Source organism: Flavobacterium arcticum (assembly GCF_003344925.1).
GTDB classification, from domain to species: domain Bacteria; phylum Bacteroidota; class Bacteroidia; order Flavobacteriales; family Flavobacteriaceae; genus Flavobacterium; species Flavobacterium arcticum.
In genome coordinates, this window is sequence record NZ_CP031188.1 from 2,327,689 (window position 1) to 2,343,242 (window position 15,554).

Annotated in this window: 15 protein-coding genes and 1 pseudogene; 8 read left to right on the forward strand and 8 right to left on the reverse strand. The window is 34.8% G+C overall.

All coding sequences use genetic code 11. The features are described 5' to 3' along the window. Positions 1 to 14: 14 nt before the first annotated feature. The 5 genes and pseudogenes from DVK85_RS10510 (at position 15) to DVK85_RS10530 (ending at position 5,958) form a co-directional block, all read left to right on the forward strand. A pseudogene (locus DVK85_RS10510) lies at positions 15 to 712 on the forward strand (SIR2 family NAD-dependent protein deacylase). Positions 713 to 788: 76 nt separating this feature from the next. Continuing rightward, a complete protein-coding gene (locus DVK85_RS10515) occupies positions 789 to 1,934 on the forward strand; it encodes a TIR domain-containing protein (RefSeq protein ID WP_114678397.1) in 1,146 nt (381 codons plus the stop codon). A 140-nt stretch (positions 1,935 to 2,074) separates the two neighbouring features. Further along, a complete protein-coding gene (gene purB, locus DVK85_RS10520) occupies positions 2,075 to 3,427 on the forward strand; it encodes an adenylosuccinate lyase (RefSeq protein WP_114678398.1) in 1,353 nt (450 codons plus the stop codon). A 24-nt stretch (positions 3,428 to 3,451) separates the two neighbouring features. After that, positions 3,452 to 4,054, forward strand: coding sequence for an NAD(P)H-dependent oxidoreductase (locus DVK85_RS10525; protein ID WP_114678399.1), 603 nt, complete (start codon positions 3,452 to 3,454; stop codon positions 4,052 to 4,054). 2 nt (positions 4,055 to 4,056) lie between these two features. Further along, positions 4,057 to 5,958: a monovalent cation:proton antiporter-2 (CPA2) family protein gene (locus DVK85_RS10530; protein WP_114678400.1), complete on the forward strand. Its 1,902-nt coding sequence runs from the start codon at positions 4,057 to 4,059 to the stop codon at positions 5,956 to 5,958. A gap of 54 nt (positions 5,959 to 6,012) precedes the next feature. Here the strand turns inward: DVK85_RS10530 and guaB are convergent, their stop codons facing one another. The 4 genes from guaB to DVK85_RS10550 all read right to left on the reverse strand — a co-directional run bounded on the left by guaB (position 6,013) and on the right by DVK85_RS10550 (position 9,787). Beyond that, complete coding sequence (gene guaB, locus DVK85_RS10535; RefSeq protein WP_114678401.1) at positions 6,013 to 7,485, reverse strand: IMP dehydrogenase; 1,473 nt, start codon at positions 7,483 to 7,485, stop codon at positions 6,013 to 6,015. A gap of 78 nt (positions 7,486 to 7,563) precedes the next feature. After that, positions 7,564 to 7,779 carry a hypothetical protein gene (locus tag DVK85_RS10540; protein WP_114678402.1) on the reverse strand — a complete coding sequence of 72 codons (216 nt, stop codon included), beginning with the start codon at positions 7,777 to 7,779 and terminating at the stop codon, positions 7,564 to 7,566. Between the two features lie 11 nt (positions 7,780 to 7,790). After that, complete coding sequence (locus tag DVK85_RS10545; protein WP_114678403.1) at positions 7,791 to 8,654, reverse strand: hydroxymethylglutaryl-CoA lyase; 864 nt, start codon at positions 8,652 to 8,654, stop codon at positions 7,791 to 7,793. A 98-nt stretch (positions 8,655 to 8,752) separates the two neighbouring features. Continuing rightward, complete coding sequence (locus DVK85_RS10550; protein WP_114678404.1) at positions 8,753 to 9,787, reverse strand: quinone-dependent dihydroorotate dehydrogenase; 1,035 nt, start codon at positions 9,785 to 9,787, stop codon at positions 8,753 to 8,755. Positions 9,788 to 9,874: 87 nt separating this feature from the next. Between DVK85_RS10550 and DVK85_RS10555 the strand changes: the two genes are divergently transcribed. The 3 genes from DVK85_RS10555 to DVK85_RS10565 are packed head-to-tail and all read left to right on the forward strand — an operon-like array spanning position 9,875 to position 12,368. Further along, positions 9,875 to 10,489, forward strand: coding sequence for an HD domain-containing protein (locus tag DVK85_RS10555; protein ID WP_114678405.1), 615 nt, complete (start codon positions 9,875 to 9,877; stop codon positions 10,487 to 10,489). Positions 10,490 to 10,549: 60 nt separating this feature from the next. Continuing rightward, a complete protein-coding gene (gene pepT, locus DVK85_RS10560; protein ID WP_114678406.1) occupies positions 10,550 to 11,797 on the forward strand; it encodes a peptidase T in 1,248 nt (415 codons plus the stop codon). Continuing rightward, positions 11,790 to 12,368, forward strand: a complete 579-nt coding sequence (locus tag DVK85_RS10565) for a YdeI/OmpD-associated family protein (protein WP_114678407.1) — start codon at positions 11,790 to 11,792, stop codon at positions 12,366 to 12,368. Before pepT ends, DVK85_RS10565 begins: the two co-directional genes overlap by 8 nt. 99 nt (positions 12,369 to 12,467) lie before the next feature. Here the strand turns inward: DVK85_RS10565 and yajC are convergent, their stop codons facing one another. The 4 genes from yajC to DVK85_RS10585 form a co-directional block, all read right to left on the reverse strand. Beyond that, positions 12,468 to 12,746, reverse strand: a complete 279-nt coding sequence (yajC, locus tag DVK85_RS10570) for a preprotein translocase subunit YajC (protein WP_114678408.1) — start codon at positions 12,744 to 12,746, stop codon at positions 12,468 to 12,470. Positions 12,747 to 12,749: 3 nt separating this feature from the next. Then, positions 12,750 to 13,229, reverse strand: coding sequence for a DUF1573 domain-containing protein (locus tag DVK85_RS10575; RefSeq protein ID WP_240339569.1), 480 nt, complete (start codon positions 13,227 to 13,229; stop codon positions 12,750 to 12,752). 20 nt (positions 13,230 to 13,249) lie between these two features. Next, positions 13,250 to 14,191 (reverse strand): transcription antitermination factor NusB, encoded by a 942-nt coding sequence (nusB, locus tag DVK85_RS10580; RefSeq protein ID WP_162845288.1) that lies wholly within the window; start codon positions 14,189 to 14,191, stop codon positions 13,250 to 13,252. A gap of 88 nt (positions 14,192 to 14,279) precedes the next feature. Further along, positions 14,280 to 15,383 carry a Glu/Leu/Phe/Val dehydrogenase dimerization domain-containing protein gene (locus DVK85_RS10585; RefSeq protein ID WP_114678409.1) on the reverse strand — a complete coding sequence of 368 codons (1,104 nt, stop codon included), beginning with the start codon at positions 15,381 to 15,383 and terminating at the stop codon, positions 14,280 to 14,282. Positions 15,384 to 15,554: the final 171 nt, after the last annotated feature.

Sequence of the window (15,554 nt, forward strand, 5' to 3'; positions counted from 1 at the left end):
AAGCATAAAAACGAATGAAAAAAAAACTCGTAGTGCTTAGCGGTGCAGGTGTGAGTGCCGAAAGCGGTATAGATACTTTTCGCGATGCAGGCGGTTTATGGGAAGGTCATGATATAATGGAAGTAGCATCGCCCGAAGGTTTTCGTAAAAACCCCGCACTTGTGCTAGATTTTTATAATAAAAGAAGACAGCAGCTAAAAGAAGTGCAACCCAATAAAGCTCATACTATTATTGCCGAACTTGAAAATACTTTTGACGTAACTGTTATTACCCAAAATGTAGATGACCTACACGAACGTGCAGGAAGTACCAATGTACTGCACTTGCATGGCGAACTACTAAAGGCGCGTTGTACTACAAGCGAAACCGCAATTATAGACTGGACAGGCGACATAGCCGAAGGCACACTGCACCCTGCTACCCAAAACAGCTACGTCCACACATAGTATGGTTTGGTGAAGCTGTACCCGCTATAATGCCTGCTATGGAAGTTGTACAACAGGCTGATTATATTATTGTAATAGGCACGAGTATGCAAGTGTACCCCGCAGCAGGGCTTATAGATTATGCTTCACCCAATGCTCCTATTTACTACATAGACCTTAAACCCGCACATATACCTAATTTGCGAAATCCTCTTGAGATATTTCCTTTAAAGGCTAGTGAGGGGATGGAAGTTATAAGTAAACATTTATTAACAACTCAGCGTTAAAATATTTATTTTTTAGATTAAATAATTTGTTAAAATATTATTATATTTGTATTTAAGCTAAAAAATTGATAATTAAATGACAAATAAAAAAAACTCTAAAAAAGAAGAGAAAAAGAATATAACAAAAAAATCCGCGCGTCTAAATCAGACAGACGTACCTAGTGTTACACTGGATAAAGCACTAAAAGTATCACAAGCAATTATAGATAATTATGCGGGTGCCCCCATAAAGCCTTTGCAATTAGCTCAAGCATTAAACGTTACCCCTAGTTCTGGTGGTTTTAGAATGCTCTGTGGAGCATCTATAGCATATGGTTTAACAAAGGGGGGATATAACGCATCAGAAATTTCATTAGAGCCATTAGCAAATAAAATACTAAAGCCAACAATAGAAGACGAAGATATTACAGCTAAAATAGAAGCATTTTTAAAACCGAGAGTATTTAATGAATTCTTCAATCGTTATAATGGAGCTGCAATTCCCAGAGATGATATTGCTAAGAATGTTTTAGAGCAAATAGGTGTCCCAAGTGATAAAACAAATAGCGTACTTGAGTCAATGATTTTAGAAGGCGAAAGTCTTGGTTTAATCATTGATTTAAAAGGTAAGAAGTATATTCAACTTGAAGTTAAGAATTTTGATTCTACAGAAAGTAAAGATATTAAAACTAATATTTCTGATGATAGTTTACTTCCTAAGAATTTGGAAGAAAATGTTGATAATAGTAATATACATGAGAAAGAAGTACCCCCTTTAAATAAGGATAATAAACATGATGAAAAAATAAAAAAAGTATTTATAACTCATGGTAAAAACACAAAATTCATTGATCCAATCAAAAAATTATTGAGTTTTGGAGAATTACAACCTTTGGTTTCTGTAGAAAAAACAACTATTTCTCAACCTGTTCCTGATAAAGTAATGAACGATATGAGATCATGTGGTTCAGCTATTATACATGTAGAAGATGAATTAAAGCTTATTGATGATAAAGCCAATGAACACGTAATTATAAATCCCAATGTATTAATTGAAATCGGGGCTGCGATGGCATTATACGGTAGGAGATTTATACTACTTGTTAAAGAAGGGATAAAACTACCATCTAATCTCCAAGGTCTTTTTGAGGTCAGGTATGATGGAGACGCACTCGATGGAAATGCAACAATAAAACTTTTAGAAGCAATAAATGATATAAAAAATCAAAGTTTACCTAAATAATATAGGAAGTATAATAATGTAAACTTTCTACAAAATTCGTGTTCGGCCTTCACAGAACATTTTTTTATAAACTCCTCCATTTCATTAATCAGCATAAAAACTTATCTTTGCGATTATACCATATTTATAATACACAACAAATGCAAATTTTATCTGAACTGAATGCCATATCCCCTATAGATGGGAGGTATAGAAGCAAAACTGTATCATTATCAGCCTATTTTTCTGAAGAAGCACTAATACGTTACCGCGTATTGGTAGAAGTAGAATATTTTATCATGCTATGCGAGTTGCCATTACCACAACTGCAAGGTGTAGATAAAAATACATTTAGCGCATTGCGCGATATTTATAAAAACTTTACTTCAGAGGATGCACTTCAGATAAAAGAAATAGAAAAAACAACCAACCACGATGTTAAGGCGGTTGAGTACTTTATAAAATCAGCTTTTGACAAATTAGGATTAGAAGCCTATAAAGAGTTTATCCACTTCGGGCTTACCTCTCAGGATATCAACAATACGGCTATACCGCTTTCTACCAAAGAAGCTTTTGAAGATGTATATATGCCATCGCTTATTGGTCTTATCTCAAAACTAAAACAATTAAGCGTAGAGTGGAAAGATGTTCCTATGTTGGCTCGTACACACGGGCAACCCGCATCGCCTACCCGTTTAGGCAAAGAAATTGGTGTATTTGTAGAACGCCTTGAAGAGCAACTACGTTTGTTATTCAATGTACCATTTGCAGCCAAATTTGGTGGTGCTACTGGTAATTTCAATGCCCATTTTGTAGCATACCCTGCTACCGACTGGAGAAAATTCGGAAATGATTTTGTAGAAGGTAAACTGGGGTTAAAACACTCCTTCCCTACTACACAAATAGAACATTACGACCATTTTGCAGCATTTTTTGATGCCTTAAAGCGTATCAATACAATATTAATTGACCTCGATAGAGATATCTGGACGTATGTGTCTATGGATTACTTTAAACAACGTATAAAAGAAGGCGAAATAGGTTCGTCGGCTATGCCACACAAAGTAAACCCTATCGATTTTGAAAATTCAGAAGGTAACTTAGGTATTGCTAATGCCTTATTTGAACATTTATCGGCAAAACTACCTATATCAAGACTACAACGTGACCTTACCGATAGTACTGTATTACGTAATATTGGTGTACCCATAGGGCATACGCTTATTGCTTTTGAAGCAACTATGAAAGGGCTTAACAAATTATTGCTTAACGAAAGTAAATTTGCTGAGGACTTAGAAAAAAACTGGGCGGTAGTGGCTGAGGCGATACAAACTATACTGCGTCGTGAAAGCTACCCGAACCCGTATGAAGCATTAAAAGACCTTACACGTACCAATACAGTAATCGATAAAAATGCTATACATACCTTCATTAACAACCTTAATGTATCTAAAGAAGTTAAAAAAGAGTTATTACATATAACTCCTGCTAATTATTTGGGAATAAATCCATAATTTTAAAAGCAGTAAAATGTATATATGCCAAATAAAATACTCATTCTTTTTGCACACCCGTTGTTCGAAAAATCGAATGCTAATGCAGCACTAGTAAAGCACATACCTAGTTCTCCTAACATTACGTTCCATGACTTATACCAAGAGTATCCGGAATTTGATGTGGATATGAAACGAGAGCAAGAGCTACTAATGCTACATGACATTATTATTTGGCACCACCCTATGTACTGGTACAATTGTCCTCCGCTCTTAAAACAATGGATAGACATTGTACTAGAACACGGATGGGCATATGGTAAAGGAGGTAAAGCTTTAAAGGGTAAACTATTATTACAAGTTATAACTACAGGTGGGCAAAAAGAAAACTATAGTGCCATGGGGCGCGATCGCTTTACTGTAATGGAACTATTAGAACCCTTTAACCAAACCGCCAAAGTATGTAACTTGACCTACCTCCCTCCTTATGTAGTACATGGCACACATACTATGGAGGCTAAAGATTATGAAAAAGCAGGTAAACACTACCATACATTATTAGAATATCTTGAAAACAGAGGTATTAATCTTAATGAGCTTTCAGGATATACTTATTTTAATGATTGGTTTAAAACTAAACTCGGGTAATTATGCAAGACAGTTTTTTCTTTCAGGCAATAATTTACCTTACCGCAGCGGTAATATGTGTTCCTATTGCCAAAAAATTAGGGCTTAGTTCTATATTAGGTTACCTTTTTGCAGGTATTATTATAGGACCTTATGTCTTTGGGTTTATAGGACAGGAAGGCGAAGACATTATGCACTTTGCCGAATTCGGTGTGGTTATGATGCTCTTTATAATTGGATTAGAACTCGATCCGCATAAGTTTTGGCGAATGCGACGTTTTATTTTAGGCATGGGCGGATTGCAAGTTATAGCTACTACTGTTATACTTTTTCTGGCTTGCTCGCTTGTACTAGACTGGACATGGCAAACAACGCTTACTATATCATTAGCATTAACACTATCCTCTACAGCTATTGTAATGCAAACCCTAAAAGAGAAAAACCTAACCAAGACCTCAATGGGGCGGTCATCTTTTGCAGTATTGCTCTTTCAGGATATTGCAGTAATTCCTATACTAGCTATACTACCTTTTTTGGCAGATGGGGAAATTCAGAATGAAAACCTTTCAGAATCACTTATTAGCGATTTCTCGGCATGGTTGCAAGCCGCTATAGTAATTGGTACAGTAGCAGCAGTATACTTTAGCGGACGTTATATTATAGTGCCATTACTACACGTAATAGCCAAAACTCGCTTGCAAGAGCTTTTTACTGCATCGGCACTCTTACTAGTAATGTCGGTATCTTTTATAATGCAGCTCGTAGGGCTTAGCCCTGCATTAGGCGCATTTATGGCAGGCGTAGTATTAGCGAATAGCGAATTCAGACATGAACTAGAAGGCGATATTGAACCCTTTAAAGGCTTGCTTCTCGGCTTGTTTTTTATAGGTGTAGGAGCATCTATTAACTTTAGTTTGATAATTGCCGACCCTGCTTTCATTATTGTATTTTCGATTATCTTTAATACTATAAAATTCTTTGTACTATTTGGTATAGGGAAGTTATATAAAAAAGGCCCTAGTAAAAATTTACTTTTTGCTTTTGCGCTTAGCCAAGCAGGAGAGTTTGGTTTTGTAATATTAGCTTTTGCTAATCAAATTAACTTAATACCTACTGTACTAGGAGACCAAATGATGGCTGTTATTGCTATAAGTATGATAGGAACTCCGTTTCTACTCCTGATTAATGAAAAATGGATTGACCCTCACTTTGGTGGTAAAAAAGATAAAAAATCGAAAAAAGAGTATGATACTATTGATGAAGATGAACAAAATGATGTTATTATAGCAGGATTTGGAAACTTTGGTAGTACCATAGGTCGACTGCTTAAAAGTAACGGAATACCTGCTACGGTATTAGACATGAACTCAGAGCGTGTAGATTCATTACGAAAAATGGGCTTTAAAGTATATTATGGTGATGCTACCAGACTGGAGTTATTAAAAGCCGCAGGATGTGAAAATGCTAAAATATTTATTGCTGCTATTGATAACCCTCGTGTGAATTTAACCGTAATAGAGAAGATAAAAAAACACTACCCGCACTTAAAAATACTAGCGCGCGCGCGAAATCGTAACGATGCTTTTGAAATGGTCGATTTGGGTATTCAAAATTTTTACAGAGAAAACCTGTATAGTGCCGTTCACTTGGGTGTAGATGCATTGGTAGCAATGGGACATCGGCGTTATACTGCAACAAGGCAAGGGCAACGCTTTATTAAATATGATGAGCAAGCTACCTTTAGGTTGGCACATAAACGTCATGATAAAAAAGCATACCTTATTACTGCAATAGAAGAAATAGAGTTGCAAGAGCAACTTATAAAAAATGACCTTTATGCACAGTTAGGGGCTAATGACCATGCTTGGGAAAGCGACGAACTTAAAAAAGAACAAGCAGAAGCAGCAGCAAGAAATAATCAGTAATAAAAAAAGCAGAAGTAGTACTTCTGCTTTTTTTATATAATATGTTTTCAATAATTATCTTGAATAATTAGGCGACTCATTTGTAATAGTTACATCATGCGGATGACTTTCGGATATACCACTTGATGTAATACGTACAAAACGACCTGTTTCCTGTAGTGTCGGAATGTCTTTAGCACCACAATACCCCATTCCAGCACGAAGTCCGCCAATGAACTGTAGCATACTCTCAACTAATTCTCCTTTATAAGGAACGCGACCTACAATACCTTCGGGTACAAGTTTTTTAACATCATCTTCTACATCTTGGAAATAACGGTCTTTAGAACCTTCTTTCATAGCCTCTACAGACCCCATACCCCTATAGGATTTAAACTTTCTACCTTCAAATATAATTGTCTCACCTGGCGACTCTTTAGTACCTGCTAATAATGACCCAAGCATTACACAATCTGCTCCCGCTGCAATTGCTTTAGGTATATCACCCGTATAACGGATACCACCATCAGCAATAACAGGAACACCTGTACCTCTTAATGCTGCAGCTACTTCTAGCACCGCAGAGAATTGCGGAAAGCCTACACCTGCCACAACACGTGTAGTACATATAGACCCTGGACCAATACCTACTTTTACAGCATCAGCACCGTTTTCGGCAAGATATAAAGCAGCTTCTGGAGTAGCAATATTACCTACTACTACATCAAGCTCAGGAAACCTTGCTTTCACCTCTTTTAGTACTTTTACTACCCCTTGCGTATGCCCGTGCGCTGTATCTATAATTACAGCATCTACACCCGCATTTACTAAAGCCTCTGCCCTCTCTACCACATCGGCTGTAACGCCAAGTGCAGCAGCAACACGAAGCCTACCAAATTTATCTTTGTTAGCTATCGGTTTTTGGGTAAGTTTAGTAATATCTCTAAAAGTGATAAGCCCTACTAGTTTATAATCGTCATTTACAACAGGTAGCTTTTCTATTTTGTGCTCTTGTAGTATGCTCTCGGCTGTATTTAGTGTTGTTCCTTCTCCTGCTGTAATTAACTTTTCAGAAGTCATTACCTCAAGTATAGAACGATTGTTTACTTTTTCAAAACGTAAATCACGATTGGTAACAATACCTTTCAATATTCCGTTTTCATCTACAATAGGAATACCGCCAATACTATATTCACGCATCGCATTTTTAGCATCGCCTACATTAGCAGTAAGTGGTAAGGTAACAGGATCGATTATCATACCCGATTCTGCTCGTTTTACTTTGCGCACCTTTGTAGCTTGCTGCGCTATTGTCATATTTTTGTGCAATACACCAATACCACCCTCGCGAGCCATAGCAATAGCCATAGCACTCTCTGTAACGGTATCCATAGCTGCCGAGACAATAGGAACGTTTAGCGTTATATTTCGTGAAAATTTTGATTGTATGCTTACTTCGCGTGGTAGTACTTCGGAGTAATTTGGAACTAGCAAAACATCATCGTAAGTAAGACCTTCGCCGATGATTTTATTTATGTGTGCTTTCATGTTGCAATTTGTAGTTAAATTGCATGCAAATATACTGCTTTTTAATGATAATTGAAATAAAGAATAATAAAAGTACTACTATTTTAATGAAATCTTCAAGGGGCTTACAGAGTTATCTTTTTCAAATAAAGTTAAATATTTATTTACTCTTGCAGTAACTTGACTCGAACTTATTGAAGATTTATCTCTTTTAAAGTATATATTTTTTTCATTAAGCTTATCTGCTATTTCTTTTGAAGTCATTGCTCCTCTATTTTCTTTTAAAATTGATATAATTGCTTCATGTAAAGTCATAGTATATACTATTAATGATACTCCCCAAACAGTTTTGTAGCCTCATTATAACTACTCTCAAAGCTAAGTGCATTTAAATTTGTGGTTGCTTTGGCTGCTGTAAAGTAAGAAAGCATTTTTTCAGTAGGCATATTACCCGTAAGGTCGTCTTTTGCCATTGGGCAACCGCCAAAGCCTTGTATAGCTCCATCAAAACGTGTACAGCCTGCTTTGTAGGCTGCATCTACTTTTTCATGCCATTTATCTGGTGTAGTGTGCAGGTGCGCACCAAACTCTATAGTAGGGTATTTAGGTATAAGATTTGAGAACAAATAATTAATGACTTCTGGTGTAGAACTTCCTACTGTATCAGATAATGAAAGTATCGTTACTCCCATAGCAGCCAGTTTTTCTGTCCACTCACCTACTATTTCTACATCCCATGGGTCGCCATACGGGTTACCAAACCCCATAGAAAGATAGGCTACTACTTCTTTATTCGATTTATCAGCTATGTTGAGTATTTCCTGTAATGTAACTATAGATTCAGCAATGGTTTTATGGGTATTACGCATCTGGAAATTTTCTGATATAGAAAATGGGTAACCTAGATATTGTATTTCAGGATGTATCGAAGCTGCCTCTGCCCCTCTGGTATTAGCAATAATAGCCAGTAATTTACTCCGTGTTTCAGACAAATCAAGTTGCGCCAATACCTCGGCAGTGTCCTGCATTTGCGGAATAGCCTTAGGCGAAACAAAGCTCCCAAAATCGATGGTATCAAACCCAATACGCAATAGCGATTGTATGTAGGCTACTTTTTTTTCTGTAGGAATAAATGTCTTAATGCCCTGCATAGCATCGCGCGGACATTCGATAATTTTTACTGGCTCCATAGATTTCAAAGATATAAAATTTAGCGCTTACGAAAACGTTTTATTTTTATGATATCTGTAAAATCCCCTTCAATAAACAAGAGTACTTTATCAGTTTCTTATTTATTCATTACTAATAGCTTTTTATTGATAGCTTTAACCAATGCTGGACCTTCATATACAAAACCTGTATAAAGTTGTATTAGGCTTGCTCCTGCTTCTAGTTTTTCAATAGCATCTTCGGGGGTATGAATCCCTCCTACTCCTATGATAGGGAATGCTTTATTGCTTTTCTCTGAAAGGAAGCGTATAACTTCAGTAGAGCGTTTAGCCAATGGTTTACCACTAAGCCCTCCCATTTCTTTTTTATTTTCAGACTGTAATCCTTCTCTAGATATAGTAGTATTGGTAGCTATTACTCCTGCTATCTTAGTTGTTTTTACAATATCTATAATGTCTAATAATTGTTCATCAGTAAGATCTGGCGCAATTTTTAGTAAAATAGGTTTCTGCTTTGGTTTTGCAGCATTCTTATTTTGTAATGTTTGTAATAACCTTGTTAATGGCTCTTTATCTTGCAGCTCACGTAAATTTGGTGTGTTTGGTGAGCTTACATTTACTACAAAATAGTCTACATAGTCGTATAATGCATCAAAACAAATTTCGTAATCTTGTACTGCATCTTCGTTAGGAGTAACTTTATTTTTACCAATGTTACCTCCTATTAGTACATGACCGTTACCTTTTGGGTTTGATTTTAATCGTTTTACCGCATCTTGTACTCCTCCGTTATTAAAGCCCATTCTGTTAACAAGAGCATTATCTTCTCGTAAACGAAAAAGTCTTTTTTTAGGATTACCATCTTGTGGTTTTGGAGTTAGTGTACCTATTTCTATAAATCCAAATCCGCAATTAGATAGTTCTTTATACAACACAGCATCTTTATCTAAACCTGCTGCAAGACCCACTGGGTTTTTAAATTTTAATCCAAATACTTCACGTTCCAAACGAGGATCATTAACCCCGTATTTAGCTCTTAAAAATGAAGAAGCACCTGGGATTTTATTAATGAATCGTATAGAATCGAATGTAAAATGGTGTACTTTTTCTGGATCGAAACGAAAAAGCAATGGTCGTATAACTGATTTGTACATAGTTGTTGTGTTGTGAGTGCAAAAATAGCATTATCTTCTCAATAATTAATACATTTGATATAAACCCATAATTCATATATCATTTTTATGATAAAAGATGCTTTTTATAGCCTATTAAACAGCTACACCAGTGACAAAAATGTGATTGAAGAACTTTGGACTGAAATAGAGACTAAATACTCTAACAGTAAAAGGCATTATCATACACTTAAGCACTTAGAAAATATGTATAATGAGTTAACCCAATGCCATGAACTCATAAATGATTGGGATACTATCCTATTTTCACTATTCTATCATGATATTATTTATAATGCTACGAAAAAAGATAATGAAGAAAAAAGCGCCATTATAGCAATAGAACGATTAAATACAATTGGTTTTGATAAAGAAAGAATCTCTAATTGTAACAAACAGATACTTGCTACAAAAAGCCATATAACAACTGGTGATAACGATACTGATCTTTTTACTGATATTGACCTTTCTATATTAGGTAGTAATTGGGAAAACTATACTGAATATTATAGACAGGTAAGAAAAGAATATTCTATATATCCTGACATTTTATACAACCCCGGGCGTAAAAAGGTATTACAACACTTTCTTGACATGGATTATATCTTTAAAAGCTCTTATTATAGAGATAAATATGAAGATATTGCTAGAAATAATATTGCTAAAGAATTAGCATTGCTTTAAATATAAAATACTCTCAAATAAATTGTAAATTTGTGCTTCATTATTAATAAAAACGTAAAAATGCAGCACATAATAGACCGATTTGTCAGCTATGTTACCGTTGACACTGAATCTGATCCAAACTCTGAAACAACACCAAGTACCGCTAAACAATGGGATCTTGCTAACCAACTGGTAGAAGAACTTAAAACTATTGGTATGGAAGATGTAACTATAGATGAAAATGCTTATATAATGGCAACTTTACCATCTAATGTTGATCATGATGTACCTGTTATTGGTTTTGTGGCACATTTTGATACTACACCCGACTTTACAGGAGCTAACGTAAAACCACAAATAGTTAAAAACTATGATGGTGGTGATATAGTACTTAATGCTGAGCAAAACATAGTACTTTCTCCTTCTTACTTTAAAGATATGTTACAGTATAAAGGACAAACACTTATCACTACCGATGGTACAACATTATTAGGAGCTGATGATAAAGCAGGTATTACTGAAATTGTTAGTGCTATGGAGTACCTCATACAGCATCCTGAAATTAAACACGGTAAAATACGTGTAGGTTTTACTCCAGATGAAGAAATTGGTCGTGGTGCTCATAAATTTGATGTTGCTAAATTTGGTGCTGAATGGGCTTATACTATGGATGGTAGCCAAATAGGTGAATTAGAATATGAAAACTTTAATGCTGCTGGGGTTAAGGTTACTTTTAAAGGTAAAAGTGTACACCCTGGTTATGCAAAAGGTAAAATGATAAACTCTATGTTACTTGCTAACCAGTTTATAGCTGCATTACCTGAAAATGAAGTTCCTGAGCGTACTAGCGGATATGAAGGTTTTTATCATGTAGTAGGTATTACAGGAAGTATTGAAGAAAGTACAGTACAACTTATTATACGTGATCATGACAAAGCAAAATTTGAGGCTAGAAAAGAAAATGTAGCAAGAATTGCTGAAGAAATGAATGCAAGCTACCTTAAACAATTTGGCGAACCTATTGTAATTGCTGATATAAAAGATCAATATTATAACATGAAAGAAAAGGTAGTACCTGTATTTCATATTGTGGATATTGCCGAACAAGCAATGAAAGATTTAGGAATAGCTCCACTTATCAAGCCAATACGTGGCGGTACTGATGGTTGCCAATTATCATACATGGGCTTACCTTGCCCTAACATATTTGCTGGTGGTCATAACTTTCATGGTAAATATGAGTATGTACCTGCAGAGAGTATGCAAAAGGCTACTGATGTAATTGTAAAAATTGCTGAACTTACTGCTATAAAATACAATGGATAAAAAAGGAAAAAGCTTGGATAGCTCGCACTTATGGGCAGAAGAGCTTGATTTTTTAAAATCTATAATACATAAAACGGGGCTAGTTGAAACCACAAAATGGGATAGTCCTGTTTTTACTTATAATAATAAGAATGTTTTAGGTGTAAACGGGTTTAAAGATTTTTTTACTATCTGGTTCTTTAAAGGTGTTTTTCTTAAAGACGAGGGCGGCTTATTAATTAATGCTAATGAAGAAAACACTAAATCGCTTCGTCAATGGCGTTTTACATCTAAAGATGAGATAAACGAAAAGCTGGTTTTACAATATATTTATGAAGCTATCGAAGTGGAAAAAAATGGATTAGAAATAAAACCCGAAAAAAAACAGACAGTAGTACCCGAACATTTACAAATAGTTCTTGATAATTCTACTGAGTTAAATAAGGCTTTCGATGCTTTATCACCATATAAACAACGTGAGTATTGCGAATATATAGATAGTGCAAAAAGAGAGGCTACTAAACTTTCTAGAATTGAAAAGTGTAGTCTTATGATATTAGAAGGTAAAGGGCTAAATGATAAATACAGATAATATTAACCTTATTAATAATACCTATATCCCCTCATTACAATAATATAAAAAGTCCTCATCATTTCTGATGAGGACTTTTTATATTTAATTGTATTAATCTTATTTTGCAGGAGCGTTTAATTTTTGGCTAAGTTCTAGCGATATTGCCGAGCGCTCCATTTTTAACTTCCCTGCCATAGTTTCTATTACCGTAGCAGTTTCTGTAAGCTCAGCTATCTTGCCGTGAATACCACTTTTAGTAATAATCTTATCTCCTACTTTAAGGTCTCTTTCAAATTGTTTTTCTTGTTTTTGCCTTTTCTGTTGTGGTCTAATCATTAAAAAATAGATAACCACAAACATTAGTAATAACGGGGCAAACTGTGATAATTGATCCATATATTATTTTTTCTCTTGTTTAACGCCTACACCAGCTTTTGGTGTAACATCAGCAGTAAATTTAAGTACTTCACTACCACTCTCTGTATTTGCTGTAACAGTTACAGATTTGTTTTGTTTTCCGCTTTTTCCTGCAGAGTTAAAAGATACTTTTATCTCACCAGTATCACCCGGTTTTACAGCCGTTTTAGTATAACTCGGTACAGTACAACCGCAACTTGCTTTAGCTTCACTTATAAGAAGATCAGATGAACCTGCATTAGTAAAAGTAAAAGTATGCTCTACTACATCACCAGAATTGATAGTCCCAAAGTCAAAATTTGTATCTTCAAACTTCATTACGGCTACTTTACCTGCTTCTGCATGTGCTAATTCAGCCTCTTTAGCTGTTTCTTCGTCAATACGCAAAGCTGCATTTTCTTTACATGATGTTGTAAGTACTAAAGATGCTATGGCGAACATAGCTGCTGTTCTTTTTATCATAACTATAGTTTTAAAATTGTTTACATTAAACCTCTTCCGGTTTTTATTAATTTATTATTGGTTTGATAATCCTTAATTAAGTTATCTAATATTCCGTTGATAAAAATACTACTTTTTGGTGTAGAATATTCTTTTGCTATCTCAAGATATTCGTTTATAGTAACTTTTACTGGTATCGACGGAAATTTTAAAAATTCGCATATTGCCATTTTTAATATTATAGCATCTACTTCGGCTATACGCTCAGTATCCCAGTTTGGGGTTTTATCTATAAATTCCTTTGCTAGCTCTCTGTCATTAAGTACTGTTTTTCTAAACAAGCTTTTTACAAAATCCTTATCATCAGCATCTTTATATAACCTTGGCACAAAAAATGAGTTACCGTCTGGCTTTATTTGTTTTAGCTGCTTGGCTATCATTGTATTTACTAACGGAATATCGTCTACCCAAGTTAACTTATAATCTTCTAGGTACTCATACAACTTCTCATTAGGCGCAATAACTTCTGTAAAAAGTAAAGCTATAAAGTCTCTGTCTTTTTCAAAACTACTTTCGCTGTCCTTTATATAGTCATTATATACTTCACTTTGCTTAATTGCTTCAAGCAAAACCAGTATATAATCGTCATTCTGTTTCCAGTTATTTATCTTACGTTCTGCCATTGCAACACTTAGCGAATTGTTCTCTTCTAGCAGTTGCAATACTTCGTTATTAATAAATTTTTTATTAGGATTACGCTCTTCGCTTGTAGCAAGATGCTTTTTAGACGATTTTTCAATATAATCTTCCTCGCTAACTCTTATCTCTACAAGAGCCGAAATCATTATAAGATATAAGTCTCGAATGTTCTCTATACTGTGAAAAAGGAATTTTTCTTCCTTTTCCATATTGTCTGAATCATTTTGATGCATAGCATATATTGACTGCATCACTTTAACTCGAATATGTCTTCTGTTTAACATTCGTCTATAAGAACTTTAAAAATTAAAGAAGCGAAAGAAAAATTCTTTCGCTTCGCAAAATTAAAAATAATATTTTTTTTATCGCTAATTATTTAGCGGTTTCTTTCTTTCTTTCGTCAATTCTTTTTTGTGCTATAGACATTGCAGCTTTTTGAGTAGTAATACCATTAGCTTCTGCATGACTAAATATCTCTAACGTAGTGTTATATATATTTTCTGTTCTACGCATTGCTTCTGCTTTATCATATCCTACAATTTCAGCATATACATTTATGATACCTCCAGCATTAATCAAGAAATCAGGAGCATAAGCAATACCTTTTTCTTTTAATATTCTACCATGTATCTCATCATTAGCTAACTGGTTATTGGCAGCACCTGCTATAACTTTAGCTTTTAGCCTCTCTATCGTTTCATCATTAACTGTAGCGCCAAGAGCACATGGAGCATAAATATCTACATCGGCGCTATAAATATCTTCGCCTGTATATATATGAGCACCATATTTGGCTGCTACTTCTTGCATTTTCACTTCATTAATATCAGTAATTTCTACATGAGCGCCTTCTTTAGCAAGATAACTTATAAGTGTTTCTCCTACGTGACCTGTACCTTGTACTAATACTTTTTTACCTTGTAGCTTATCTGTACCAAACTTGTACATAGCAGCAGCTTTCATACCCATATATACACCATAAGCTGTTACAGGAGATGGGTTACCCGATCCTCCTTTAGCTTCTGATATACCTGTTACATGAGGTGTAACTTCGCGAATAATATCCATATCTGGTGTAGTAGTACCTACATCTTCGGCTGTTATATATTTACCGCTAAGTGAGTGTATGAACTGCCCAAAACGTGTCATCATCTCAGGAGTTTTCTCTGTTTTAGCATCACCAATAATAACTGCTTTACCACCACCTAGATTTAATCCAGAAATAGCAGATTTATATGTCATTCCTCTTGATAGCCTTAAAACATCATTTAGAGCTTCCCATTCGTTAGCATATTTCCACATCCTCGTACCACCAAGTGCGGGTCCTAAAACGGTATTATGAATACCAATTATTGCTTTTAATCCAGTATCTTTGTCATGACAAAAAACAATTTGTTCGTGGTCATTAAATGATGCCTGCCCAAAAACAGGATCAACTTTTGCAAGATCGTTGGCTTTAATAACTTCTGCTATCATGATAATAATTTTAAATATTGAAATTTATTCAAAAAACAAGTCACAAAAATACATATATAATTAAAATATAGCAATATAAACGCTTTTTTTTATGTATTCAATAATTTAAAGCATTATTTACTGATAGCTACAATTAATAAAAAAACCTTTATTTTAACATTAATAAACAAA